20 protein-coding genes are annotated in these 24,636 nt (G+C 57.1%); 3 read left to right on the top strand and 17 right to left on the bottom strand.

From position 1 onward, the window contains the following. Positions 1 to 80: 80 nt before the first annotated feature. The 11 genes from addA to chvI form a co-directional block, all read right to left on the bottom strand. A complete protein-coding gene (gene addA / locus RMR16_RS13355; protein ID WP_320201025.1) occupies positions 81 to 3,644 on the bottom strand; it encodes a double-strand break repair helicase AddA in 3,564 nt (1,187 codons plus the stop codon). Further along, positions 3,634 to 6,822, bottom strand: coding sequence for a double-strand break repair protein AddB (addB, locus tag RMR16_RS13360; RefSeq protein WP_320201024.1), 3,189 nt, complete (start codon positions 6,820 to 6,822; stop codon positions 3,634 to 3,636). Before addB ends, addA begins: the two co-directional genes overlap by 11 nt. 165 nt (positions 6,823 to 6,987) lie before the next feature. After that, complete coding sequence (locus RMR16_RS13365; protein WP_320201023.1) at positions 6,988 to 7,719, bottom strand: nucleotidyltransferase family protein; 732 nt, start codon at positions 7,717 to 7,719, stop codon at positions 6,988 to 6,990. A gap of 15 nt (positions 7,720 to 7,734) precedes the next feature. Continuing rightward, on the bottom strand, positions 7,735 to 9,243 hold the full coding sequence (gene tsaE, locus RMR16_RS13370) for a tRNA (adenosine(37)-N6)-threonylcarbamoyltransferase complex ATPase subunit type 1 TsaE (RefSeq protein WP_320201022.1): 1,509 nt from the start codon (positions 9,241 to 9,243) through the stop codon (positions 7,735 to 7,737). Further along, positions 9,240 to 11,675: a sensor histidine kinase gene (locus tag RMR16_RS13375; RefSeq protein ID WP_320201167.1), complete on the bottom strand. Its 2,436-nt coding sequence runs from the start codon at positions 11,673 to 11,675 to the stop codon at positions 9,240 to 9,242. Before RMR16_RS13375 ends, tsaE begins: the two co-directional genes overlap by 4 nt. A 365-nt stretch (positions 11,676 to 12,040) precedes the next feature. Next, entirely contained in the window at positions 12,041 to 13,438 is a 1,398-nt protein-coding gene (ahcY, locus tag RMR16_RS13380; protein ID WP_320201021.1) for an adenosylhomocysteinase, read from the bottom strand. A gap of 129 nt (positions 13,439 to 13,567) precedes the next feature. Further along, positions 13,568 to 13,843 (bottom strand): HPr family phosphocarrier protein, encoded by a 276-nt coding sequence (locus tag RMR16_RS13385; RefSeq protein ID WP_320201020.1) that lies wholly within the window; start codon positions 13,841 to 13,843, stop codon positions 13,568 to 13,570. Positions 13,844 to 13,858: 15 nt separating this feature from the next. After that, a complete protein-coding gene (locus tag RMR16_RS13390) occupies positions 13,859 to 14,260 on the bottom strand; it encodes a PTS sugar transporter subunit IIA (RefSeq protein ID WP_320201019.1) in 402 nt (133 codons plus the stop codon). Positions 14,261 to 14,385: 125 nt separating this feature from the next. After that, positions 14,386 to 14,850 (bottom strand): HPr kinase/phosphorylase, encoded by a 465-nt coding sequence (locus RMR16_RS13395; protein WP_320201018.1) that lies wholly within the window; start codon positions 14,848 to 14,850, stop codon positions 14,386 to 14,388. After that, on the bottom strand, positions 14,840 to 16,630 hold the full coding sequence (locus RMR16_RS13400) for a sensor histidine kinase (protein ID WP_320201017.1): 1,791 nt from the start codon (positions 16,628 to 16,630) through the stop codon (positions 14,840 to 14,842). The genes RMR16_RS13395 and RMR16_RS13400 overlap by 11 nt, the downstream gene beginning before the upstream one ends. A 54-nt stretch (positions 16,631 to 16,684) precedes the next feature. Beyond that, on the bottom strand, positions 16,685 to 17,410 hold the full coding sequence (chvI, locus tag RMR16_RS13405; RefSeq protein ID WP_320201166.1) for a two-component system response regulator ChvI: 726 nt from the start codon (positions 17,408 to 17,410) through the stop codon (positions 16,685 to 16,687). Between the two features lie 340 nt (positions 17,411 to 17,750). On the opposite strand from chvI, the gene RMR16_RS13410 reads away from it, so the two are divergent. From RMR16_RS13410 to lysM, 3 genes are all read left to right on the top strand, one after another. Beyond that, complete coding sequence (locus RMR16_RS13410) at positions 17,751 to 19,361, top strand: phosphoenolpyruvate carboxykinase (RefSeq protein ID WP_320201016.1); 1,611 nt, start codon at positions 17,751 to 17,753, stop codon at positions 19,359 to 19,361. 279 nt (positions 19,362 to 19,640) lie between these two features. After that, a complete protein-coding gene (arfB, locus tag RMR16_RS13415; protein ID WP_320201015.1) occupies positions 19,641 to 20,075 on the top strand; it encodes an alternative ribosome rescue aminoacyl-tRNA hydrolase ArfB in 435 nt (144 codons plus the stop codon). A gap of 78 nt (positions 20,076 to 20,153) precedes the next feature. After that, complete coding sequence (gene lysM / locus RMR16_RS13420; RefSeq protein WP_320201014.1) at positions 20,154 to 20,609, top strand: peptidoglycan-binding protein LysM; 456 nt, start codon at positions 20,154 to 20,156, stop codon at positions 20,607 to 20,609. A gap of 3 nt (positions 20,610 to 20,612) precedes the next feature. Here the strand turns inward: lysM and coaA are convergent, their stop codons facing one another. The 6 genes from coaA to RMR16_RS13450 are packed head-to-tail and all read right to left on the bottom strand — an operon-like array spanning position 20,613 to position 24,600. Then, positions 20,613 to 21,605: a type I pantothenate kinase gene (gene coaA, locus RMR16_RS13425; protein WP_320201165.1), complete on the bottom strand. Its 993-nt coding sequence runs from the start codon at positions 21,603 to 21,605 to the stop codon at positions 20,613 to 20,615. 5 nt (positions 21,606 to 21,610) lie between these two features. After that, complete coding sequence (locus RMR16_RS13430; RefSeq protein WP_320201013.1) at positions 21,611 to 21,934, bottom strand: phosphoribosyl-ATP diphosphatase; 324 nt, start codon at positions 21,932 to 21,934, stop codon at positions 21,611 to 21,613. 22 nt (positions 21,935 to 21,956) lie between these two features. After that, a complete protein-coding gene (gene hisF, locus RMR16_RS13435) occupies positions 21,957 to 22,733 on the bottom strand; it encodes an imidazole glycerol phosphate synthase subunit HisF (protein WP_320201012.1) in 777 nt (258 codons plus the stop codon). After that, positions 22,730 to 23,464, bottom strand: a complete 735-nt coding sequence (hisA, locus tag RMR16_RS13440; RefSeq protein ID WP_320201011.1) for a 1-(5-phosphoribosyl)-5-[(5-phosphoribosylamino)methylideneamino]imidazole-4-carboxamide isomerase — start codon at positions 23,462 to 23,464, stop codon at positions 22,730 to 22,732. The genes hisF and hisA overlap by 4 nt, the downstream gene beginning before the upstream one ends. Position 23,465: 1 nt before the next feature. Beyond that, positions 23,466 to 24,116: an imidazole glycerol phosphate synthase subunit HisH gene (hisH, locus tag RMR16_RS13445; RefSeq protein WP_320201010.1), complete on the bottom strand. Its 651-nt coding sequence runs from the start codon at positions 24,114 to 24,116 to the stop codon at positions 23,466 to 23,468. A gap of 1 nt (position 24,117) precedes the next feature. Then, positions 24,118 to 24,600, bottom strand: coding sequence for a DUF2628 domain-containing protein (locus RMR16_RS13450; RefSeq protein WP_320201009.1), 483 nt, complete (start codon positions 24,598 to 24,600; stop codon positions 24,118 to 24,120). Between the last annotated feature and the right edge of the window lie 36 nt (positions 24,601 to 24,636).

A 24,636-nucleotide genomic window follows, 5' to 3' on the forward strand; every position in this document is an offset into this window, starting at 1 on the left:
CCTTTCAGTGACGTCTTGGTCAGTGATTTGTGTTGCCAAGCATGTGATGCTGGCGACGGGTAATTTCAATGCCCGGTATCTCACTTTGTCACGATTGCGGCAAGGGCTGCGGAAAGCGCTTCGTGACTGAGTGTCACGAAGGACGCATTTTCCGTATAGACCAGCGCACAGGTGAAGCTCTTGCCGGGATAAAGCGGTTCCAGAATGCTTTTGTAGATCGCAAGCTGAGCCTTGTGGGCAAAGGGTATCTGTGCGTTATTTTCTGGCGGGATGCGGTTGGTTTTATAATCCACCAGAATGACGCGGTCGCCGTCTACGGCCAGTCGGTCGATACGGCCTGATACGGCGTAATCTCTTCCGCCGAGACGCAAGGTTCCCATGATGGAGATTTCCGCGCGGCTATTGGCGGAGAAGGCGGGCTGAATGGCGGGTTCTGACAGCACGGCCAAGGTCGAGCGGATCAGCTTTTCCCGCTGTTTTTCCGGCCAGAAACGCGCAGCGCGCTGCGCATAGCGGCGGGCGGCATCGGCGCGTTCTTCGGCTGGATAATCGGGTAGGGTTTGCAACATGCGGTGGACGAGTCGACCGCGTTGCAGGGCGAGACCGGATGAGACTTCCTGGTTTTTGAAAAGCGGCGAGGTGACGATCAGGTCTTCCGAGCCATCATCGATAATGGTGCCAGCGCCCGAGGGGCTGAGCGGGCGCGGCAGAACCGGCGGTGGTGGCAGCGGCTGCATGAGGGACAGCGGCAGAACATCTAGCGCAGGCACTGGCGGTGCTTCGACCTTGTTGATGGTCTTGGCTTCGCGGGGCGTGGACTGCCACAACAGACCGTCCCATTCCTCGCCACCCGCTGAAAATGACTGCGGTTTGCAACGGTTTTCATCTGCGGCAAGCGATCTGGAAATCATCGCATGCCAGCAATCAAGGTTTTCTCTGGGGCCGCGATACCCGCAAACGATCAGGTGATCGGCGGCGCGGGTCATCGCCACGTAGAGAAGGCGGCGATATTCCTGTTCTGCCGATAGCTTGAGGCGATCTTCGTCTTTGGACACCAGCGTATTGTCAAAACCCTTGCCGGGCAGCCAGATGGGCAGGGAGGTTTTGTCGGTGTCGACAAAACGCAGCTTTGGCAAATGGCTGTGAATGAAGGCTTTCGAGCCGCCATCAACCAGAAACACGACGGGCGCTTCCAGACCCTTGGAGGCGTGGACGGTCATGATGCGGACTTCGCCGCGCTCCTTGTCCTGCTCGCGCTTGATTTCAGGGGAGTCGGTTTCGAGTACGGAAATAAAGGATTGCAGGCCGGGAAGGCCTGTCTTTTCATGGTCGAGCGCGAAGGACAGAAACTCGTCCATAACGTCACTCGCTTCATTGCCCAGTCGGGCTAGAAACTTTTTGCGGCCTTCATGCAGGGTCAGAACGGCAGCGAAAAAGTCATGGATAGTGAGAGTTTTCGACAGCGTGATGAAGTGCTCAAGACGTTTGCGAGAACTTGCGAAGGGGCTGTCTTCCTGCGCTGCCACGACCTGCAGATGGTGCCAGACGCTGGTGTCTGCGGGTCGCTGTGCGGCAATCTCGAAGATGTCGTCTTCATTGTGGTTGAACAGCGGGCTTTTCAGCAAGGCGGACAGCGAAAGGTCGTCTTCTGGCAGCAAAACGAAACGCCCAAGCGCCAGCAAATCCTGAATCGCAATGTGGTCTGTCAACCTCAAGCGGTCGGCACCGGCAACCGGAATGTTCTTGCGCTGTTTGAGTTCTCGCGTCAGCGCATTGACGAAAGCGTGGCGTTTTCGGACCAGAACAAGAATGTCGCCCGCCTCAATGGTGCGTTCCACTCCCCCCGCAACAACAGTCTCGTTGCCGATCATTTGGGCGATACGGGCGGCAATGCGCCGGGCGACGATGGCCGGCGGGGCGCTTTCCCGCAATGCATCGAAGGGTGCGGTCCAGTCTTCATCGTTCTCGACGGGTTCTGCGGCAATCATGTTCCATAGTTCAACCGTACCGGCCTGACCGTGGCGGTTGGAGCGATGCTCCACGGGTTCTTTCTCAGCGCTCAGTCCGTCGGCATTTTCGGGAATGGAAAACACCTGATCGACAGCAGCAAGAACGTCTGCCGTGGAGCGGAAGGAGAGTGGGAGGCGCACGGCGTTGAAGTTCTGTTCTACTGAGGTAACGCGGCGCTGCGTTTCCTTGCTTTCCTGCGAGAACCGTTCCGGCCTTGCGCCCTGAAATGAATAGATCGACTGCTTCTCGTCACCAACGGCAAACACGGTGCGCCGTCCCATGCGGGCCGTGTCGCCATGAAAAAAGTCGGCAGCGAGTGACTGGATGATCGACCATTGTACCGGGCTGGTGTCCTGCGCTTCATCCACCAGAATATGGTCGATGCCCTGATCCAGCTTATAATGCACCCAAGCACCTGCGGTATCGCGGTTCAGCAGGTTGGCGGCGCGTTCAATCAGATCTTCGAAATCAAGCTGGCTGCGTTGCTTCTTCAAATCTTCGAAGTCACCGATCAACCGCTCTGCCAAGGTCAGCGCGTGTTTGGTCGCTTCCAACATGCGAATGGTCCGGTAGCGATCACGGCAGGTCACAACGTGGGCGCGGGCCAGTGTCAGATCATCCGTCAGATCGGGTGCAGCTTTCTGCATGGCCTTGTTGATGACGAAAGTGTCGGATTTCGGTGCGCCTTGCGCGGTGAGAAGCGCTGCCTCGATGAAGTCTACACGTTGGAAAACGTCTGTCGTGCGTTTGGCTTCGCGCAGCGCATAGGCCACATCATTGGTGCGGGAGCCGCCGATTTCATCCGAAAGCGTGAGGTAGGTTTCCAGTGACAGACCGGAAAGACCGGGCAGGGGCCAGTAAGCTGCCGCTGCCGTTTCGTCCGTTTCATCCGCGCCGATTCCCGCTTTTTCGCGCAATGCGGCATTGATGCCGCCCGTTTTGGTCTGTTCGAGAAAAGTTCTGATACCACTGCGGTTGGCAACGATAGCGCTCAAAAGAGCTTCGAGGCCTGTCTCATCTGCGATGTCGAGAACATAGGCCAGCGCGTGCGCCAACGGCTGGTCTTCCTCCATCGAAACGGCAGTGAGAAGTGTGCGGCGGGCCTCGGCCAAAAGCGTGCTTGCGGCACGGTCATCCAGCACCGAGAAACGCCCGGCGACATTGGCCTCCAGCGGAAACTGGTGGAGCAAAGCTTCGCAGAAGGCGTGGATGGTCTGGATTTTCAGGCCACCGGGTGTTTCCAGCGCCTTGGCAAACAGCCGTCGTGCTTCTTTCAGCTTGATGGCATCGGGAACGCGGCCTTCGATTTTGGTGATGTGATCACTCAAATCCGCGTCGGATAGGGTGGCCCAGTCGGCCAGCCGGTCAAACACGCGGCTCGACATTTCAGAGGCTGCCGCCTTGGTGTAGGTCAGGCAGAGGATGGCGGATGGGCGGCACCCGGCCAGCAAAAGGCGGATGACGCGTTGCGTCAAAACGTGGGTTTTTCCGGACCCGGCATTGGCAGACACCCATGCGGAGCTGGTGGGGTCAGAGGCGCGCGTTTGCTGCGCGCTTGTCCAGTCGATCCAGCTTTTCGGATCATCCTGCCGTGGTCCGTGTTCTGCCGCGTGTTCTGCGATATTATTCAGCATCGCCATCTCCCGGTTCTGCTGTGGACCATTCCGCTACGCGGGCAAGGTGGTCGTACTCTGCGCCATAGGCCTGCTGCTCTTCAGGAATCAGCCGCGAAACGAAGCCGTTCTTGCCTTCCCGCAGCAAAATAACAAACTTGCTGAGCTGATCGATGGAATCGACCGCCAATTCCGCTGCCGATTTCGGCGTCGTTTTGGCTGTCGCCTTGGCATGTTCGTTATTGATCGTATCCGTGCCGAAGCGTTCGCCGGGTCTGAGGCGAACATAGATCAGGTCTTCCGGCACCGGTGTTCCGGTATCACGAAAGGCACCGCGCATCAGGGCTGCGGCTTCCAGCGCCAATTGCGGGTCAAGCAGGGAGCGCGCCTGTTTGACGGAGGGTGAAAGGCCGGTTTTGTAGTCGATGATATCGGCGGTGCCGGAGGTTCTGATATCGATGCGGTCGGCAACGCCGGTCAGGCGAATGCCCGCTTCGGGAATGTCCTGTCCCGCCCGCGCTTCGATGTGGCTGCGCTTCACGAGGGGTCGCCGTGTGGCTTCCCATTTCAGGAATTCGCGGGCAACTGCCTCAAACCGCGGCCTCCACACCACGTCGATATGCGGCGGCAGATTTTCCGCGTCGAAACAGGTGTGTAGCACGCGGAACATGGCTTCTTCGGAAGCGGGCGTACCGGCAACATGCTCTTCGCGAGAGTAAAGCTCTATGATGCGGTGGTAGAGCGTTCCACGATCCGATGCGCCGGGATCGCGGTTGAACTCATCCAAGGGATCAAGCTTCAAAATGCGCCGCGCATAGATGGAGTAGGGGTCGCGCCGCAGCTTGCCGACTTCGCTGAAGGAGTAACTTTTCGGCTGTAAATCCGCAGGCGGTGTGGGGGCGGGGCGTTTGGCAGGTTGCTGGTTTTCGCCATCATCCAGCATGGTTGCCCAATGGCGGTAGGTCGCGCCGCGTGCCTTCAATGTCTCGGCAAAGCCTTCTCCGCCTAGGGCGAGAAGACGTTGTAACCAGCGGGAGGCGACAGCGGGCGTGGAACCTTGGCGAAGCGCGCGGCTGTAAAATATTTGTCGCGTGCCATTTGCCATTTCGAAATCATGTGCCAACTGACCGATGCGCCGCTCCGGTGGCTCCAGGCCCATGGCGGTTTTCATGTTGCGCGACAGGAACGGGTTGTTGGCGGTCTGGCCGGGCCAGATGCCTTCGTTCAACCCGCCGATGATGACGGTGTCGACGGCTTGAAGACGGGCTTCCAGCGCTCCGAAAATGAACACGCGCGGATGGCGCATGGCGCGGGGCTTGATGGATTCGCCGGCAACCAGTGCTGCGATGATATCGATCCATTGCGGGCCGTCGGCTTCCAGCACGCTGCCGCAATCCATCAATTCCGCCAGAAGGCCAGAGAGCTTTTCGCCCGCTTCACCGGACCAGAGGTTTTTCAGATCGCCATGTTCATTGATGCAGATGGCTTCGATAACCCTGCCGGTTCGCTCGGCCCAATCGGCCAGCGTCAGGCGTGCCGTCAACCGTCCACTCACCACATCGCGACGAATGAAGGCAGCGTCCAGTGGTTCGATGGCGGTTTTGATGCGGCCCGCGAGATCGGCAGCGGCAAGTTCTGTTCCCTCGGCAAGCGCTTTGCGCCATTGCGGCGAATGCCGGTCATGGGCGTGGAGGGCAAGTTGCTGGTGAAGCAGGGTTTCGAGCGTGTCCAGCGTCGTTTCGGTTTTACCGCCGCGCAGTGCCAGAAGCTCCAGACCGGCAACGGCCTGTGTGACCTGTTCTTCGCCAAGACCGAGGCGCGTCAGCGGATGTTTGAGCAGGGACATGACAGTGACGGGATCACCGGGGCGCAAAATGGCTTCAAGTGCCAACTGCAACAGGCCCGCTTGCGGGGTGGCAGACAGTGGCGTACCGGCGGAATCATCGGCCTCAATGCCAAATCGGGCAAGCTCCGTTGCCACGCGGCGCGCAAGGCCGCGATCCGGCGTGATCAATGCCGCTTGCGACTGGATGCCAGCGCCGGGCTTTTCGAGTGCTAAACGAAGCGCAATGGCGATGGCCGTTGCCTCTTCGCGCTCATTAGCGGCTTCGATGATGGCTGCGGAGACGAATGCGTCTTCGAAATAGGCTGCGCTTTTGTCAGCGCGCCATTCGTTCCATTCGCTGGTGGCTTTGGCAGGGGCGAGGGCGGTGGAAAAGATTGCGGCGCGTTGGCGAAGATCGGCATCGGCCGCACCAATCTGTTCAACATCATCGCGCAGCACGCCAAGCTTTTGCAGCAGCACGAACAGGCCGTATTGCGAATGGGTGCGGCTGGAAGGATCATCCGGCGTTTCGTTGATCGCCTGCCACTGATCTTCCGGCATATCGACATCAAGACCGGGCAGAAGGACGGTGCCTTGCGGCAGGGATGCGACAGCTGCTATAAGATCGGCCGCTGCCGGAATGGAGCCGGTGGAGCCTGCAACGATGATCGGGTCGCCCAATCCAGTAGTCTGGCCGATCTTTGTCAGGCGCTCAGCTTCCGCCCGCAAAATCGCGTTGCGATGCCGCCCGGCGGAGGATTTGTTGAGTTCGTCGAGCCGGGCAGGCCAGAAGATGCTGGCGATTTTGAGGAAATCGGCGGTCAGTTGCCACCACTGCGCATGGTCGGCAGTGTCGAGCTTGCCCAGCGCATCCCAATCACAATCTTCCGTGTCCATGGCATCGATGACTTCACCCAGCGCCCGCGCCAGCCAGATGGCATCGGCTGGGCTTGCCGGGGCGACGAGTGGAGAATCGGAATGCACGGCGCGGATGGCATCCGGCAGGCTGTTGCGCCACGCCAGAATAAGGCGGGCGAGTTCGATCAGCCGTGCGGTGCTGGAAATCGGCGGCGCAAGATCGATGGTCGCTGGCGTTTCGATATCGAAAAAACCACTATCGTCATCGGTTTCGCCCAAGGGCCGGATAACCGGAAGAATGGCAGATTTCCCACCCAGCAAATCCACGAATTCAGAGCGCAAAACACGGGCCGACCGGCGGGTCGGTACATAGATGGTGACTTTGGCCAATGACAGCGGATCAGACGGATCGTAGCGAAAAGACGGCGTCAACCTGCCATCACAAAGGCTTTCCGCCAGCGTTTTGAGAAATGGCGTTCCGGGGGCGATGGTCAGAATACGCTTGGCATGCGCCAATGGATGATCTCACTTTGCTGTAGAGCGTTTCAGGCTTAAATGGTTTCGCACTGCCGGGCATATGTCCGTCAGCGTCAAAGACAATTGGCTCGACCGTACCCTAGGGTATGCCCTTCGCCAATTGCCTTTGCCCTGCCGAAAATCTGCCCGGCAGTGCGCACCCATTTAAGCCTGAAACGCTCTCGATGCGATGGTTTGTTCCGCATCTTCTATAGCATCCGGCGTGCCGACGGTAATCCATTCGCCATCAAGAGAAAGACCAAAAAGCCGGTTTTGCGCAATGGCTCGGTCGAAATAGATATTCAAATTGAAGGCGTCGTCGGGAGCGTCATCCAGCAGGCGGGTGTCCATGGCAATCGCACCGGCATACACCACCGGGCGTGGTTCGCCTTCATTGTAGCGTGTCAGGTGGCCATCATCGGCGAGGTTGAAATCCTTTTTGCCATTGTGGCCGGTGGTGTGGTCTATATCCACGCAGAGCAGTGCCATATCCATGTTTTCAGCATCGAAGAGAGCGGCAAGCTTTTGCAGATTGGTGGCTTTGCCCGGTGTTTCGCCGATCCAGAACAGGTCGGCATTCATCACGAGAACGGGGCCTGATGGCAGCAGTTTCAGGCCTTTGGCAAGGCCGCCGCCGGAATTCATCAATTGCGCCTGCTCATCCGAAATCAGAATTTCGGCATCTTTGCGGGTGGCAAGATGGGCTAGCATCTGGTCGGCGTGGTGATGTACATTGACGACGATGGTTTCGACACCGGCTGCAACCAAAACGTCCAGCACGTAGTCGATCATCGGCCTGCCCGCGATCTTCACCAGGGGTTTGGGGGTCGTGTCGGTGATGGGCCGCATTCTGGTGCCTAGACCTGCGGCCAGCACCATCGCATGTTTGATTGTCATGGAGACACTTCATCTTCAGTTGATGTCTATTGCCGCATCCGCAAACCAGTCGCGCAACGGCGTCAGGTCTGGATGCGCGAGGGCGGCGCGCAGATAGGAGAAGGTGCGGGGCATATGTTTCATATAGTCCGGCTTGCCATCGCGTTTGAGCAAACGCACCCAGATGCCCACCAGCTTGCAATTGCGCTGTGCGGCCATGATGGCAAAGGCCTTGAGGAAAGATTTCTCATCGAAGACCGGGTTTTGACGGCGGATGTTGAGATAATGCTCCATCAACCGCGCCTGTAGTTCCGGTGAAATCGTCACGCGGGCGTCCTGTACGATGGAGGCGAGATCATAGGCTTTCGGGCCGATCATTGCGTCCTGAAAATCGATGATGCCGACTTGGCCGATGCCGGATTTGTCGCTCTGCCAGATGATGTTGGGCGAATGGAAATCGCGCAGCAACAGACCGGTTTCCGCATCATCCAGCTTTGCGATCAATTGATCCCAGACGGCATAATAGCTTTGTTTGGCATTTTCATCCGTTTCGCCACCGCGCACATGCGGAAGATACCAGTCGACCAGCAAGGATGTTTCGATCTTCATCGCGTCGGGATCGAAGGACGCCACGGTGTAGGTCGTGCCGTTCGGAAGGGCAATCAGGCCCGGAGCCGGGGTCTCATGCAGGGCGGCAAGACAGGCGACGCTTTGCAGATAACGCGCTTCGATGGGGTTGCCATCGGCATCCAGCACACCGTCACGACCCATATCTTCCAGCAGCAGAATGCCGTTTTCGAGGTCTTGCGCCAGAATGGCTGGCGTCGAAAAACCATGCTCCGTCAGGTAGCTGCCGATGGCCACGAAGGGCGGAACGTCGCGGGCGAGGTGCACGATTTCGGCGTAGGTCTTGCCGTCCTTGATAACGGGACCACGCGGTGGCGGCTGCCAGTCCATCAACAGATATTGGCTGTAATCGTCACGCACCAGTTCATAGGTGCGATAGGCGGCATCGCCGCTGAAATATCGCCGCGAGACGTTTGTTTTGCCGTGGTTTTCCAGAAATTCACGAATGGCGAAAACGCGCTGAAGACGCGCCATTTGTTTGGGCGGCGCATCGATGGTCGCGACACGGCCTTCGCCTTCATGGGTCAGACGAAGGGTAATAGTGCTGTCGTTCGGCAGATCGCGGGCAGCAATTTCCGGCCACTCCACAAGGCAAACGCCGTCGGACAGCATCTCGTCTATGCCAAGCTCATCCAGTTCAGACACGTCGGACAGCCGGTAAAGATCGAGATGCGCGACGGGGAAGCGCAGCGCATAGGCCTGAACGATGGTAAAGGTGGGGCTTGGGACTTCGAGATCAGCATCGTCGGCAATCGCGCGGATCAGTGCGCGGGCTAGTGTCGATTTACCGGCTCCGAGATCACCGACCAACGCAATACAATCACCCGGTTTGACGGTCAGCGCCAGCTCCTCGCCAAGCCGGATTGTTTCTGCTTCACCAGCGAGGACAATGGAAAGAGGCATTGACGTTTCGCTCATTCAGCGGCGATGGAATGCGGGTGTGCGCCGGATGGAATGCGGCAGCTGACGACCGTGCCTTCACCGGGGCGGCTGTCTATGGTGACATTTCCGTGGTGCAGGCTGACGAAGCTTTCCACGATGGACAGACCAAGGCCTGCACCGGTGCGGCGACCGCCATTGCCGTGGGTTTCAAAACGGTCGAACACGGTTTTCAGCATGTCTTCCGGTATGCCCGGACCCTGATCTGCCACGGAGAAGACGAAATCGCCTTCGCTGCGCTGGCAGGTGAGGGTGACGGCTGAGCCTTCCGGTGCAAAATTGGCTGCATTGGTCAAAAGCTTGATAAGAATTTGCTTCAAACGCTGGTGGTCGGCAACGATAGCACCGAGATGGGCGGGCGCGACGATATCCAACAACACGCCGCTTTCCTGCAAGCGATCCGTAATCTGCACCGAAACATCGTCCAGAAGCGTGTTCAGATCGTTTTCGGTGTAGTTGAGGTGCATGATGCCCGCATCCACGGTCGCCAGATCGAGAATGTCGTTGACGATGGTGAGCAGGACCGATGACGATGTGGAGATGTGGTCGAGATATTCCGATTGACGGTCGTTGAGATCGCCCATGCCGGGGGTTTTCAGCAGATCGGTAAAGCCGATAATGTTGGTCAACGGCGAACGCAGCTCATAGGAGACGTGCTGGACGAAATCGTTTTTCAGCTCGTCCGCCTTGCGCAGCGCCTCGTTCTTTTCCTTCAAGGCCCGCTCTGCCCGCACACTGTCCGTCATGTTGACGAAGGTCAGCATGGTCTGTGAATCCGGCAAAGGAATGATGGCATAATCCAGCACAAGGCCGGACAGAAGTTCAAGCGTGCCCTGCTTCGAAAGGCGCTCATCATCGAAACTGGTAATGAACTGGCTGAATGCGCGCCATCCATCCGGCTTCTCATAGGACTGTGCGCAGACTTCTTCGATTGAGCGAATGTGTTTGCCAGCTTCCGCTTCGTCAGCCGTGATGGCCCAGAGCGCCCGGAAGGCCGGGTTCGACAGGCGAATGCGCCCATCGGCTCCGAAAACGGCAACGCCTTCCGCAAGGTGATCGATGGTTTCGCCCTGAACCTTGACCAGCGTGTTGTAGCGCATTTGCAGATCGACCTGTTCGGTCAGGTTCTCGAACACCCATGTCGCGCCACCCTGCGGATGCGCGGTGGCGATGACGCGCAGCGTCTGGCCGTTGGGCAGGTGCCAGAGATCGGTAATCGTATCGGGAGAACGGTAAACGGAAAGGGCGGTTTCTTTCCAGCTCTTCCAGTTCAACTGTTCCGGCAATTTGCCATCGGAGCGCAGGCGATCCAGAACCTCGGAATTATCCGGCTTGGATTCCAGCAGCACCAGATCAAGACCCCACAGGGTCACAAAAGCCTGATTGTAAAATTGCAGCCGCTGCCGTCCGTCAAAGATTGCGACCGGCGTTGCCAGATGATCCAAGGTTTCGGCATGGCTTTTAAGCGTGCGCTTCAGTTCTTCGCGCACTGTTTCGGCTTCTGTTGCGTCGATGGCAATACCGGCGGAACCGCCTGGCGTTTTGATATCGACGACATCGAAGAAGGTGCGGTTGCCGGAAACGACCGTGGAGATACGATCATGATAAGGCGATTCCGGCGTGGCACTGGCGCGGATTTTCTGGCGCGTCACAGTGTTCAGCAGCTCGCGCTGTTCCGCAATGGCCTGATCCGGGTTCAGCGCGTCGACGCCCTTGGCATAGGCATGGTTGACCCATGACAGGGCACCATCCGAATTGCGTCGCCAGACCGGCTGCTCCAAGGAATCAAGCAAATCCTGAAATGTCGAAATCGAAGTCACAAGGCGTTCGCGCTCGACCTTCAATTCGGCAAGCTCGGCGCGCAAATTGTTAAGCGCCACGAAACGCGCAAACGCCTTACCACCGGACACACGGCCCTGAACTTCGATGACTTCGCCGCGCTGGGTCTCAACCGTCAGGTCAAAACTCTGGGCATGGCTGCGCAGTTTTTCGATGGCTTTTTCCAGTGGACCAGCAGAGGCCGGGCGAAGCCAGCGACCAAAGGCCAGAAAATCATGATCGGCATGGGGAACGCCGGTTTCAGGCGGAAGTTGGCCGATGAATTCCGGGCGCTCGCCAGCACTTTCCCACACCACGATGCGGCGGGATTTATCGGAAATCAGGGCTTCGTATTTGGAAATCTTGCGGTTGGCTTCGGACAAGGCCGTCCGGTACTCGCTGGTCTCCGCTTCGATATTGCCGCGCTGGCGAACAAGCCAGACAATGGAAAACAGCGTAGCGGAGACGATGCCGATGAACAGCGAATAGGTGATCGTTTCAGATGAGGAGAACAGGCGCTCGCCCGTTTCCAGAGCAGTGACCTGTTGTGCCTGTGCAACGGCGGAAAAACCGCTCAACACCGTGCCCGCCATCAGGGCGGAAAAGGCTACAGCCTTGTTGCGAACGAAGCCCACAGCACCTCCGAATGAGGTCTGCAAGCGCTTTCGTGCGGGCGCGTCACAGCTGCCCGGCTCAACCTCGTCTATTGCCCGCGTTTGCGGGGCTGAATTTTCTACCGTCATCCCCGGTCTGTCTCCGTCCTATTTGCCGCATCTTTGACAAGACATCCCATTTCCGCGTGGCCGCGCAATTGAACTATGGCCATGCGAATCAAGTCTTGTGACAATACCGCCTTCGGAAATAACCGGGAAGGGTAGGGGCCAAAAAGAAATCGCGGACTTTGTCAAGTCCGCGATGTCCATATGTAGTGCTTTATGTGTGGATATTAACTATGAAATCAATATCTGTAGTGTTCTGCCTTGAATGGGCCGGTCTTGGACACGCCGATATAATCTGCCTGAAGGTCAGAAAGTTCTGTCAGCTTCACGCCCAGCTTCTCGAGATGCAGGCGCGCAACCTTCTCGTCGAGGTGCTTTGGCAGCACATAAACGTCGTTCTTGTATTCGCCCTGCTTGGTGAACAGTTCGATCTGGCCAAGAACCTGGTTTGTGAAGGAGGCAGACATCACGAAAGATGGGTGGCCCGTGGCGTTGCCGAGGTTGAGCAGACGGCCTTCCGACAGAAGGATCATGCGGTTGCCCTTGGCGAACTCGATGAGGTCGACCTGTGGCTTCACGTTGGTCCATTTCAGGTTCTTGAGTGCAGCAACCTGAATTTCGTTGTCGAAGTGGCCGATGTTACCAACAATGGCCATGTCCTTCATCTCGCGCATATGCTCGATGCGGATAACGTCTTTGTTGCCGGTGGTGGTGATGAAGATGTCGGCAGACGCAACCACGTCTTCCAGACGAACGACTTCAAAACCGTCCATAGCAGCCTGAAGGGCGCAGATTGGGTCGATTTCGGTGACCTTCACACGGGCGCCAGCACCCTGCAACGAAGCGGCAGAACCCTTGCCTACATCGCCGTAACCGCAGACGACAGCGACCTTGCCAGCCATCATAACGTCTGTTGCGCGGCGAATGCCGTCGACCAGCGATTCCTTGCAGCCGTACTTGTTGTCGAACTTCGACTTGGTCACACTGTCATTGACGTTGATCGCAGGGAAAGGCAGCAGGCCCTTCTTGCTAAGGTCGTACAGGCGGTGAACGCCCGTTGTTGTTTCTTCGGTCACACCCTTGATGGCGTCGCGCTGCTTTGTGAACCAGCCCGGAGAAGCGGCAAGGCGCTTCTTGATCTGCGCGATGAGGATTTCTTCTTCCTCGGAATCAGGCTTGGACAGAACATCCTCGCCGGCTTCGGCGCGTGCGCCGAGCAGGATGTACATGGTGGCATCGCCGCCATCATCGAGGATCATGTTGGAAACGCCGCCATCGGCCCACTGGAAAATCTTGTCGGTATATTCCCAATATTCCGTCAGGCTTTCACCCTTGACGGCGAAAACTGGGATGCCGGTTGCGGCAATGGCCGCTGCCGCGTGGTCCTGCGTGGAGAAAATGTTGCAGGATGCCCAGCGAATGTCGGCGCCCAGTTCCTTCAGTGTCTCGATGAGAACCGCTGTCTGAATGGTCATGTGCAGCGAACCGGAGATGCGTGCGCCCTTCAAAGGCTTTGTGGTGCCGAATTCTTCGCGGCAGGACATAAGGCCCGGCATTTCGGTTTCGGCAATGTCGAGTTCCTTGCGGCCGTAGGCTGCAAGGTTGATGTCGGCGACGATGTAGTCTTGTGCGCTCATGGATGTCTCCTGCTTGGATGGGCAGGGAACAAGCCGCTGCCTGGAAATTCAGGCTGCGGTTTAGCAGGATGAGATCGATCTGGCAATAATGATATAAAGAAGTCTTTATGTCTTTATATGGTGTGGTTGCTAGACTTCTTCACCAAAGCGGTCTGCCACCAAGGCTTCCAGCGCGGCAAGCGCTTCTTCGGCCTGATTGCCGCTGGCCTCGACAAACACCGTGCAGCCGGGGCTGGCTGCCAGCATCATCAGACCCATGATCGATGTGCCGCCAACCGTCATGCCATCTTTGGAAACGGTGATTGCCGCGTCGAAGCCATCCACCATCTGCACGAATTTTGCGGATGCACGGGCATGGAGGCCGCGTTTGTTGACGATCAGCAATTCCCGCGAAAGAGGCGACATCGGTTGGTCTTCTTTTTATTTGCCGCTGAGAACGCGGCTGGCGACGTTGATATATTTTCTGCCAGCATCCGAGGCCTCCTGCAAGGCCTTCTCCATGTTATCTTCGCTGCGAATGCCCGCAAGCTTGATGAGCATGGGAAGATTGACACCTGCGATGACCTCGACATTGCCGCTGCTCATCACAGAAATTGCCAGATTGGACGGCGTGCCGCCGAACATATCAGTCAGAATAATGACACCGTTGCCGTCATTGGCGCGCGTCACGGCATCCAGAATATCCTGCCGGCGCTGATCCATGTCATCTTCGGGACCGATACAGACTGTCTCGATCAATTTCTGAGGACCGACCACATGCTCTACAGCATGTTGAAACTCCTCAGCCAGCTTGCCATGGGTGACAAGCACTAGTCCGATCATGAAATGCTCCCTTGCACACGCACCTTGACTGCCGACTATCGCAATGCCGCAATTATGTCTATCGGTGGGGGCGTATCTTGATGAGGAAAATACGAAGCGCAAGCCCCAAATTGCCGGTTTTCCGTTCACATTCCCTTGGTAACGAAAAGATTTTGTGCAAGTGCAGCAAATTTTCCATAGGGCATGATGCTGTCACGCGGAATACGCAGCAGCGGCAATTGCCCACCTCCGGGCAATTCCAGAATCTCGTTTTCAGGCGGCAGCCGCGGATTTTCCGGCGATGCCAGGCTGGTGATCGCATAATGCATGGCGGCTGAGGCCACACTTTTGATGGAAATAATGCCGCTGCCGCGCAGTTCCAGAAGCCCTTCTATCGTGTCTGGACGCTCAGCGATTACAAGACCATCGCGATATGTCATGAACACCTGATCGTCCGCAACGAGGGCCGTTTCCAGACCACACCGTTCAGCCTCCGTCATGACACTGAACGCAAGTTCGCTTTTTCCGCTGCCGGATGGCCCGACGAACAGCAGGCCGGTTTGCCCGACGACGACAGCCGTTGCGTGAAAATTGGTTTTCTCAGCGCTCATGGGTCTGGGCTGCGGGAAGTGAAAGGGTGAAGCGTGCACCTGATATAACGCCGTATTTATCGATCATGTTTTCCGCCTTCAGACTGCCACCATGGGCTTCGGCAATCTGGCGGCTGATGGACAGGCCAAGGCCGGAGTTCTGGCCGAAACCTTCGCTGGCGGGACGGTCGGTATAAAAACGTTCGAAAATCCGGTCGATGTCTTCCGCCTGAATACCGGGGCCGTTGTCTTCGATGCGGATCAGGCAACGGTCCTTCTGGCGCATCAGATGCACGAAAATCCGTCCGCCATCCTGCGACACGAAGGAACGGGCATTTTCGATAAGGTTGGTGACGATCTGGCCGATACGCAGATCGTGACCGTTGACAATATAACTGACCTTGACGCCTGGTTTGTGATCGACGGCGAAATCAATCGTGACGCTCTTTTTCTTGGCGCTGATCTGGCGCGAAATATCCACCAGACTGCTGGCCAGGATTTCGAGGTCGACCGGTGATGCGTCAACACGCGCCAACTCGGCATCAAGGCGGGAGGCATCGGAAATATCGCTGATCAGACGATCTAGACGGCGCACATCGTGGAAGATGATTTCGGTCAGCCGCTGTTTGGATTCTTCGGTTTTGGCACGCGGCAGCGTTTCCACTGCGCTGCGGAGCGAGGTCAGCGGGTTTTTAAGTTCATGGCTGACATCGGCAGCAAAGCTTTCAATGGCGTCGATGCGATCGTAGAGCGCATTGGTCATCTCACGAAGGGCGATGGACAGATTGCCGATTTCATCCTGACGCGCCGAGAAATCCGGGATTTCCTCACGCGCTTTCGCCCCGCGCCGCACGCGAATGGCGGCAGCGGAAAGGCGCCTCAGTGGCGTGGCTATCGTGGAGGACAACAGCAGCGACAGCACAATATTGACCAGCGTGGCAATGCCGAAGACGCGCATGATGGCGAGGCGTTCCGCATGGACGATCTTATCAATGTCGCCCGCCTGCGTGGACAACAGCAGCACGCCGAGCACGGCGCGGAAACGCTGCACCGGCACGGCAACGGAAACGATCAGCTCGCCTTTTTCGGTCACGCGCACCACGGCACCGCGCACACCGGTCAGCGCATTCATGACTTCCGGGTAGATCGAACCGTCACCGCCGGGTGTTTCGCGGTACAGCGGCAGGCTGCTGGGTTGCAACATGCGGTTAAACAGGCTTGCGGACCATTCGCCCCATGTCTGAATTTCCGGCGTCACCGGCGGCAGGTCGTAGCGCAGCACCTGACCACGGGAATAGAGATGGCGCGAATCCAGCAACAGGCTTGCGTCGGCATCAAACAGCCGGGCGCGGGTGCGGGTCGGCGAAATCAGCCGCCGCAGCACGGGTGCGACCCGTTCCGGGTTGATCGGGAAGCTGAGGTCTTCGTCATTCGGCACAGGCGTGATGCTCTGTCCGGCCTGCAATTCCAACAGCTTTTCAGGATTGATGGTGATGGAGTTGGTATCCACCGAGGCCGACGCGGAAATAGCACCAGCAATGATTTCACCCTGCGTCAAAAGGCTTTCGACGCGGGCATCGATCAGTCCCTCGCGGAATTGGTTGAGGTATAAAATACCGCCCACCAGAACCACGGTCGCCGCGACGTTAAAAAACAGAATGCGGCGCGTCAGGCTGGAAAAGACCGCATTGCCGAAAATGCGCCGAACAATTGTCAAGGGATGAATACGATACCGCCGTCCGCTTTCACGGTCGTCGGTATCGGCATGATCCGATACGCTATCCTGCGCTTTGTTTAACAACTGCGTTCCCCAGCGCCGCGGCTTTTCGCGGCGTTATCCTGTGTCGCCTTTATTTCAGGCTGCTTCGCGGAAGCGATATCCTACACCGTACAGCGTTTCAATCATATCGAAGTCATTATCGACCAGCTTGAACTTCTTGCGAAGACGCTTGATGTGGCTGTCGATGGTGCGGTCATCGACGTAAACCTGCTCGTCATAGGCCGCATCCATCAGGGCATCACGGCTTTTGACAACGCCGGGGCGCTGCGCCAGCGAGTGCAGAATAAGGAATTCCGTGACCGTCAGCGTCACAGGTTCACCCTTCCAGGTGCAAGTGTGGCGTTCCTGATCCATGGCAAGCTGGCCGCGCTCCAATGTGCGGGCCTGCTGATCTGCCGTTGGCTTCAACGGGCTTGCACCGGGAACGGCAGCATCGCGGCTGGAGGCGCGTCGCAGAATAGCCTTCACACGCTCGACCAAAAGGCGCTGCGAAAACGGCTTGGTGATGAAATCATCGGCGCCCATTTTCAGGCCGAACAATTCGTCGATTTCCTCGTCCTTAGAGGTTAGGAAGATCACCGGAATATCCGACTTCTGGCGCAGGCGACGCAACAATTCCATACCGTCCATGCGTGGCATCTTGATATCAAAGATGGCCAGATGCGGCGGGCGCGCCACCAGCCCGTCGAGGGCGGACGCTCCATCGGTGTACGTTTCGACCTTATAACCTTCTGCTTCCAGCGCGATCGACACCGAAGTCAAAATATTCCGGTCGTCATCCACAAGCGCAATCGTCTGCATATTCAGGCTCTCCATCGTCATTCATCATACTCCCGACATCCACCCCCCGCCCGAGGTTGTGCGCCGTGAGCACTTGTCTTGAGTATAAAGGTGGAACAAATTGTGGCAAACTCCAAATCCGGGGTTCGCGGTTAATCTTTGGGAGTAATTTTCGTGGATCGGGAAAATGCCGGTTTTAATCACGAGTTAAACCGATTTAAAATGAAATAAAATCTTTTAAATCGATTAATATATTGAATTTATTGAATTATTTAAAACGACGCCCTTGTCTTTTCGTAAAGTCCAGATTAATTTCCGTGAAAATATCAACGGCTTTGTCTTTAGAAAAAGGAATGCGCCCGTGAAGGAACTTGGAGTACATAATCCTGAAAACGGACTGTCGGCACTCGGTCTGGCTGGCGTTTCTGTGGTTCATTACAATCTCATAGAGGCCGAACTGTACGAACAGGCGATCCGCAACGGCGAGGCAGACGTTACTGCCGACGGCGCGTTGCGTGCGGTCACTGGTCAACACACGGGCCGTTCGCCCAAGGATAAATTCGTGGTGCGCGATGGATCCACGGAAGACACGATCTGGTGGGACAACAACAAGCCGCTGTCGCCTGAGTATTTCGACATTCTCCATAAGGACATGCTGGCGCACGCCGCAGGCAAGACGCTTTATGTGCAGGATTTGATCGGCGGTGCCGATGAAGACAACGCTCTGCCAACCCGCGTCGTCACTGAACTTGCCTGGCACGGCCTGTTCATTCGCAACCTGCTGATCCGTCCCAAGCGCGAAACGCTGGCAACCTTCAAACAGAAGCTGACCATCATCAATCTACCAAGCTTCAAGGCCGATCCAGCCCGCCATGGTGTGCGCTCGGAAACCGTGATTGCCTGCGATCTCACCAAGGGTCTGGTGCTGATCGGCGGCACCTCATATGCCGGTGAAAACAAGAAGTCGGTCTTTACCGTTCTGAACTACCTGCTGCCAGCAAGCGGCGTGATGCCGATGCACTGCTCCGCCAATGTCGGTCCCGATGGTGACGCTGCCGTATTCTTCGGCCTGTCCGGCACCGGCAAGACCACGCTCTCTGCCGATCCTGCCCGCACGCTGATCGGTGATGACGAGCATGGTTGGGGTGAAGACGGCATATTCAACTTCGAAGGCGGCTGCTACGCCAAGGCCATCAAGCTTTCCGCCGAAGCAGAGCCAGAAATCTATGCCGCGACACGCCGTTTCGGCACGGTTTTGGAAAATGTCGTTCTCGATGACAACCGCGTGCCGGATTTCAACGATAATTCGCTGACGGAAAATACCCGCAGCGCCTATCCGCTGCACTTCATTCCGAATGCATCGGAAACGGGCCTTGCCGGTCATCCCAAGACCATCATCATGCTGACGGCAGATGCCTTCGGTGTTCTGCCTCCGATTGCCCGGTTGACGCCGGAACAGGCCATGTACCACTTCCTGTCCGGTTATACGGCCAAGGTTGCTGGCACGGAAAAGGGCGTGACCGAACCGGAAGCAACCTTCTCGACCTGCTTCGGCGCACCCTTCATGCCGCGCCACCCGGCAGAATACGGCAACCTTTTGCGTGATCTGATCGGCAAGCATGGCGTGGATTGCTGGCTGGTCAACACCGGCTGGACCGGCGGTGCCTACGGCATCGGCAAGCGCATGCCCATCAAGGCAACCCGCGCTCTGTTGACTGCTGCCCTGACCGGCGAATTGAAGAACGCCCAGTTCCGCACTGACGCAAACTTCGGTTTTGCAGTGCCAACCTCGCTCGAAGGTATCGACAAGGGCATTCTCGACCCACGCTCGACTTGGGCAGATGGTGCCGCTTACGACGCACAGGCCAAGAAGTTGGTGTCCATGTTCGTCACGAACTTCACCAAGTTCGAAGACCATGTGGACAGCACGGTCCGCAACGCAGCACCGGGATTGTTGGCTGCTGCTGAATAAGCAGCTGGCAGCTGAAAGTTTGGAGTCACTTGAAACCCGGCCTAGTGCCGGGTTTTTTCATGAGTTGGAGGGCGCTTTTTACATTCCCCAACGTCATTCTCGGGCTTGTCCCGAGGATCTACTGAACCCCTAAATCAAACCTGTGCAGATCCTCGGCTCGAGGATGACGTCGAGTGTGAGGTTGACGTTCGCGCATAGCCCGGATTTGACCATTCCATTCAGCCCGCAACAGTTTTCATTCTCATCAATCTGTGGCATCACCGCCACCGGAGAATGATCATGGCCAGTGCCCCGCTTTTTATCAACAACAGAATTACAATTGCCGGATGGGAACTGACGGAGCAATTCGTGCTGGCTGGCGGTCCCGGTGGGCAGAACGTCAACAAGGTTTCGACGGCTGTTCAGCTGTTTTTCGACGTCGCTAATTCGCCCTCCTTGTCAGATCGCGTTAAAACCAACCTGACCCAGCTTGGCGGCAGGCGCGTGTCCAAGGACGGCGTGCTGATGATCGAGGCGAACCGGTTTCGCACGCAGGAGCGTAACCGGGAGGACGCGCGCGAGCGGTTGAAGGAACTGGTGTTGAAAGCGGCAGAACCACCGCCACCCGTGCGCAGGCCGACCAAGCCGACCAAGGGTTCGGTCGAGCGGCGTTTGAAGGAAAAATCCGGTCGCTCCGGCATCAAGAAAATGCGCGGCAAGCCCAACGGCGATTGATCCGCATTCCAAAAGTCGCTTGTCTTTTCTATTTCGCTGATGTTGTTTAGCTAAATAGAATATTTAGGGAGACGATTCATGGGACTGTTCAGCTTCATTAAAAACGCAGGCAAGAAAATCGGCATTGGCTCTGATGATGATGCGCCGGATGTCGAGGCCGTCAAAAAAGAACTGGCCTCGCACGATCTGGGAACCGACAAGGTGCAGGTCGAGGTGGTTGACGACAAGGTTGTGCTGAAAGGTGAGGTCGCGGACCAGTCGATATTTGAAAAAGCCGTTATTGCTGTCGGCAACACGCTAGGCATTTCCAAGGTGGAAGCTGCAGACCTGACGGTTGCCGCCGCGCCCGCCAAAGAGCCGGTGTTCTACACGGTGAAAAAAGGCGACAATCTCTGGAAGATTGCCGAAAGCCAATATGGCAAAGGCAAGGGCGCGAAAAACCCACTGATTTTTGAAGCCAACAAACCGATGCTGACGCACCCGGACAAGATTTATCCCGGCCAGGTGCTTCGCATTCCTGCACTGGAAGAATAAAGCCTAGAGCTTTCGCAGCGCCACCGTGTCGATCAGATGATTTTGCCCCTTGCGCAGAATGAGATCGGCACGAGGGCGTGTCGGCACGATGTTTTGGCGCAGGTTCTTGAGGTTGATGTTTTGCCAAAGACCCTCAGCAATCGCCAATGCCGCTTCTTCTGAAATCGACGCATAACGATTGAAATAGGATGACGGATCACGAAAAGCTGTCTGGCGCAGGTTCATGAAGCGGTTGACGTACCAGTTGTGAATCTGGCTTTCTTCCGCATCGATATAGATCGAAAAGTCGAAGAAATCCGACACCATCGGCACGATCCGCCCGCCCGCTGGCAAATCCCGCGATTGCAGCACGTTGATGCCTTCAAAGATCAGAATATCGGGCCGGTCGATGGTGGTGAATTCGTTCGGCACTACGTCATAGGTCAGGTGCGAGTAGCGTGGTGCTTTGACGTCGGGCTGTCCGGCCTTGATGGCGGAGAGGAAGCGAAGCAGCGAACCGATATCGTAGCTTTCAGGAAAACCCTTTCGCTCCATCAGATTGTCACGGCGCAGTACCTCGTTGGGATACAGAAAACCGTCGGTCGTGATGAGATCGACCTTGGGACTGGACGGCCAGCGCGCCAGAAGTTCCTTCAAAATACGCGCCGTCGTGGATTTGCCGACAGCGACCGATCCGGCAATCCCGATGACGAAAGGCGTCTTGTTCACATCCGCCATATTGAGGAAGTGGTTGCGCTGGTCAAACAGCAGTTGTGACGCTTCCACATGGGTGGAAAGCAGCCGCGACAGGGACAGATAGATGCGGCGCACCTCATCCAGATCGATAGGGTCATCCAGCGAACGAAGCCGTTTGACCTCATCACCGGAGAGCGTCAGCGGCGTATCGGCGCGGAATTTCGACCACTCTTCCGTACTGAAGAAGTGATAGGGCGAATATTCATCGGGTCGAAAATGATCGAGCGTGTTTGGCATGCCTTGCTCCCCCGTGCGTGCCATCGTCGTCATGTCTTCGGCCTCGATTCCTTCTCCTGAAGGCCGGATCGTCCGGTGCGGCGCTCCAGTTCCGCAAATACATCCGTCAGAGGAATATCGGCAATCTTCAAGACCACCAGCAGATGGTAGAGCAGATCGGCTGCCTCATCCGTCAGGTTTTTGCGGTCATTGGACATGGCGGCGATGACGGTTTCCACCGCCTCTTCACCAAGCTTTTTGGCGGCGCGGGGCTGGCCTGCGGCAACAAGTTTCGCTGTCCAGGATTGATCCGGCGAAGCGGCGGAACGTTCCGCCACGATGCGCTCCAGATCGGAAAGGGAAAAGCTGGTCATCTTTCGGTACCTTGGAGAGAGATTAATCGAGGCGCATCGGAATGCCGTGACCGGCCATGTAGGCCTTGGCTTCACCGATGGAATAGGTGCCGAAATGGAAGATGGAGGCAGCAAGAACGGCAGTTGCGTGGCCGTCCTTCACACCCGCCACAAGATCGTCCAGCGTGCCGACACCGCCGGAGGCGATGACGGGTACGCGAACCTGATCGGCAATGGTGCGGGTCAGCGCGATATCGTAGCCGCTTTTCGTGCCATCGCGATCCATGGAGGTGATGAGCAGTTCGCCAGCGCCGCGCTCGACCATTTTGATGGCGAATTCAACCGCATCGATGCCGGTGGATTGACGACCGCCATGGGTAAAGATTTCCCAGCGGTCGGTTTCGCCAGCGCCGGAAACTTTCTTGGCATCGATGGACACGACGATGCATTGATTGCCAAATTTATCCGCAGCCTGCGCCACGAAATCCGGGTCTTTAACGGCGGCGGAATTGATGGAAACCTTGTCGGCACCGCACAAAAGCAGCTTGCGAATATCGCCGACGGTACGAACACCGCCGCCAACCGTCACCGGCATGAAACAATGGTCTGCGGTGCGCGAGACGACATCAAAAATCGTATCGCGATCGTCCGACGATGCCGTGATGTCGAGGAAGCAAAGCTCATCGGCGCCAGCGGCATCATAGGCTTTCGCGGCTTCAACCGGATCGCCGGCATCGATCAGATCGACGAAGTTCACGCCTTTGACGACACGACCGTCTTTGACGTCGAGGCAGGGGATAATGCGGGCTTTCAGCGTCATGCGCGGGCCTCCTTGATCAATGCCAGCGCTTCTGCCGGGTCAATGCGGCCGTCATAAAGGGCGCGACCGGAAATCGCACCTTCCAGCTTTACCGCATCCGGCTCCAGCATACGCCTGATATCATTGATGGAGGCAAGGCCACCTGATGCGATGACGGGAATGGAAACGGCATCGGCCAGCTTCAGAGTGGACGCCCAGTTGATGCCTGCCAGAATGCCATCGCGGTCGATATCAGTGTAGATGATGGCGGCAACGCCCGCACCTTCGAAGCGCCTGGCAAGTTCGATCACGCCCAGCTCAGAGGCCTCAGCCCAGCCTTCCACCGCCACCTTGCCACCCTTGGCATCGATGCCGACGGCGACCTGCCCGGGGAAGCGCTTGCAGGCTTCGATAACCAGAACCGGATCACGCACGGCAACAGTGCCGAGAATGACGCGGGCGAGGCCACGAGACAGCCATGCCTCGATATGATCCAGCGTGCGAATGCCGCCGCCCAGTTGTACCGGGTTTTTCGTGGATTTCAAAATGGCATCGACAGCATCGCCATTCATCGTTTGGCCTGCGAAAGCGCCGTTCAGGTCAACGACGTGTAGCCATTCAAAGCCTTGATCTTCAAACGCTTTGGCCTGTGCGCCGGGGTCGGTGTTGTAAACGGTGGCCTGCTCCATATCGCCAAGCTTGAGGCGAACGCACTGGCCGTCTTTAAGGTCGATTGCGGGAAAAAGGATCATGTCAGGGCTTCCAGCGCAGAAAATTCGAAATGAGGGCAAGGCCGAGCGCTTGGCTTTTTTCCGGGTGGAATTGCGCACCGACCTTGTTGTCACGGCCCACGAAAGCCGTCATCGCGCCACCATAACTGGTGGTGGCGATGACGTCCTGGGCGTGTTTTGCCGCCAGATGATAGGAATGCACAAAATAGGCGTGCAGGCCATCCGCGCCGGTTTTGATGCCATCAAACAGCGGGTGAGGGTGGCGTATTTCCAACGTGTTCCAGCCGATCTGCGGGATTTTCAACGCTGGATCGGACGGCGTCATTTCCACGACGTCGCCTTCAATCCAGCCAAGACCTTCACTCGTGGTTTTTTCCAGACCGCGGGATGACATGAGCTGCATGCCGACGCAGATACCAAGGAACGGATGTGCCTTCTTCTCAACGACTTCGATCAGCGCTTCGTGCATACCGCTGACGGCATCAAGACCGGCGCGGCAATCCGCATAAGCGCCCACGCCGGGCAACACGATGCGGTCTGCGGATGCGACATGGTCCGGCTTGTCGGTCAAATCGATGGTCGCATCGATACCGGCTTCGCGGGCGGCGCGTTCAAACGCCTTTGTTGCGGAGCGAAGATTGCCGGAACCATAATCGATAATTGCCACACGCATATCAGCGCCTTCCATTCAGATCGAACTGAAACGATCCTGCCGGATCATCCGTCGTAAAATTACCGCCGCGCTTCCATTCCGGTTGCGGGATTGTGGCTGCCTGCACGATTTCGCTGTCCGGCAGGTTTGAAAAATAAATGTCTTCTGCTGTCGAAAGATTGCGGGCGTTGACCACGTCTTTCAAAGTCCAGCCTTTGGAAACCAGATGGTGCACCAGAATATTGCGGCCTTCGAATCCGGCTATCAACCCGATTGCCCCGGCGAACAAGGCCCCGGTGATGGCATATCCTTCCAGCCCGGAAATCTGGCTTGCCGTGACTTGCAGCACGACGATGCCGATTGCCAGCCACCAGACACGCTGCACCGCAAACCAGCCCCAAGGAACGAACAGCGCCAGCCACGAAAAGCGGTCAGCGATGAACCGCGTGGAGAGGTGATCCCTATCCGGCCCGCCGGGTGCTTCCAGAACGAAATACGATGTCATAGGTTTTCCTGACACGTTTTGTTTGTGTTCGAGCAT

Source organism: Agrobacterium sp. rho-13.3 (assembly GCF_033957765.2).
Classification (GTDB): Bacteria; Pseudomonadota; Alphaproteobacteria; order Rhizobiales; family Rhizobiaceae; genus Agrobacterium.

Bases quoted from the DNA above. Each gene is read 5' to 3' on its own strand.
- RMR16_RS13375 (WP_320201167.1), bottom strand. From the start codon at position 11,675: ATGGCGGGCACGGTGTTGAGCGGTTTTTCCGCCGTTGCACAGGCACAA.
- RMR16_RS13450 (WP_320201009.1), bottom strand. From the start codon at position 24,600: ATGACATCGTATTTCGTTCTGGAAGCACCCGGCGGGCCGGATAGGGAT.
- hisF (WP_320201012.1), bottom strand. From the start codon at position 22,733: ATGACGCTGAAAGCCCGCATTATCCCCTGCCTCGACGTCAAAGACGGT.
- arfB (WP_320201015.1), top strand. From the start codon at position 19,641: ATGGCCAGTGCCCCGCTTTTTATCAACAACAGAATTACAATTGCCGGA.
- RMR16_RS13430 (WP_320201013.1), bottom strand. From the start codon at position 21,934: ATGACCAGCTTTTCCCTTTCCGATCTGGAGCGCATCGTGGCGGAACGT.
- hisA (WP_320201011.1), bottom strand. From the start codon at position 23,464: ATGATCCTTTTTCCCGCAATCGACCTTAAAGACGGCCAGTGCGTTCGC.
- RMR16_RS13365 (WP_320201023.1), bottom strand. From the start codon at position 7,719: ATGACAATCAAACATGCGATGGTGCTGGCCGCAGGTCTAGGCACCAGA.
- tsaE (WP_320201022.1), bottom strand. From the start codon at position 9,243: ATGAGCGAAACGTCAATGCCTCTTTCCATTGTCCTCGCTGGTGAAGCA.
- addA (WP_320201025.1), bottom strand. From the start codon at position 3,644: ATGCTGAATAATATCGCAGAACACGCGGCAGAACACGGACCACGGCAG.
- RMR16_RS13390 (WP_320201019.1), bottom strand. From the start codon at position 14,260: ATGATCGGACTAGTGCTTGTCACCCATGGCAAGCTGGCTGAGGAGTTT.
- RMR16_RS13385 (WP_320201020.1), bottom strand. From the start codon at position 13,843: ATGTCGCCTCTTTCGCGGGAATTGCTGATCGTCAACAAACGCGGCCTC.
- coaA (WP_320201165.1), bottom strand. From the start codon at position 21,605: ATGGCACGCACGGGGGAGCAAGGCATGCCAAACACGCTCGATCATTTT.
- chvI (WP_320201166.1), bottom strand. From the start codon at position 17,410: ATGCAGACGATTGCGCTTGTGGATGACGACCGGAATATTTTGACTTCG.
- RMR16_RS13395 (WP_320201018.1), bottom strand. From the start codon at position 14,850: ATGAGCGCTGAGAAAACCAATTTTCACGCAACGGCTGTCGTCGTCGGG.
- lysM (WP_320201014.1), top strand. From the start codon at position 20,154: ATGGGACTGTTCAGCTTCATTAAAAACGCAGGCAAGAAAATCGGCATT.
- ahcY (WP_320201021.1), bottom strand. From the start codon at position 13,438: ATGAGCGCACAAGACTACATCGTCGCCGACATCAACCTTGCAGCCTAC.
- hisH (WP_320201010.1), bottom strand. From the start codon at position 24,116: ATGCGTGTGGCAATTATCGATTATGGTTCCGGCAATCTTCGCTCCGCA.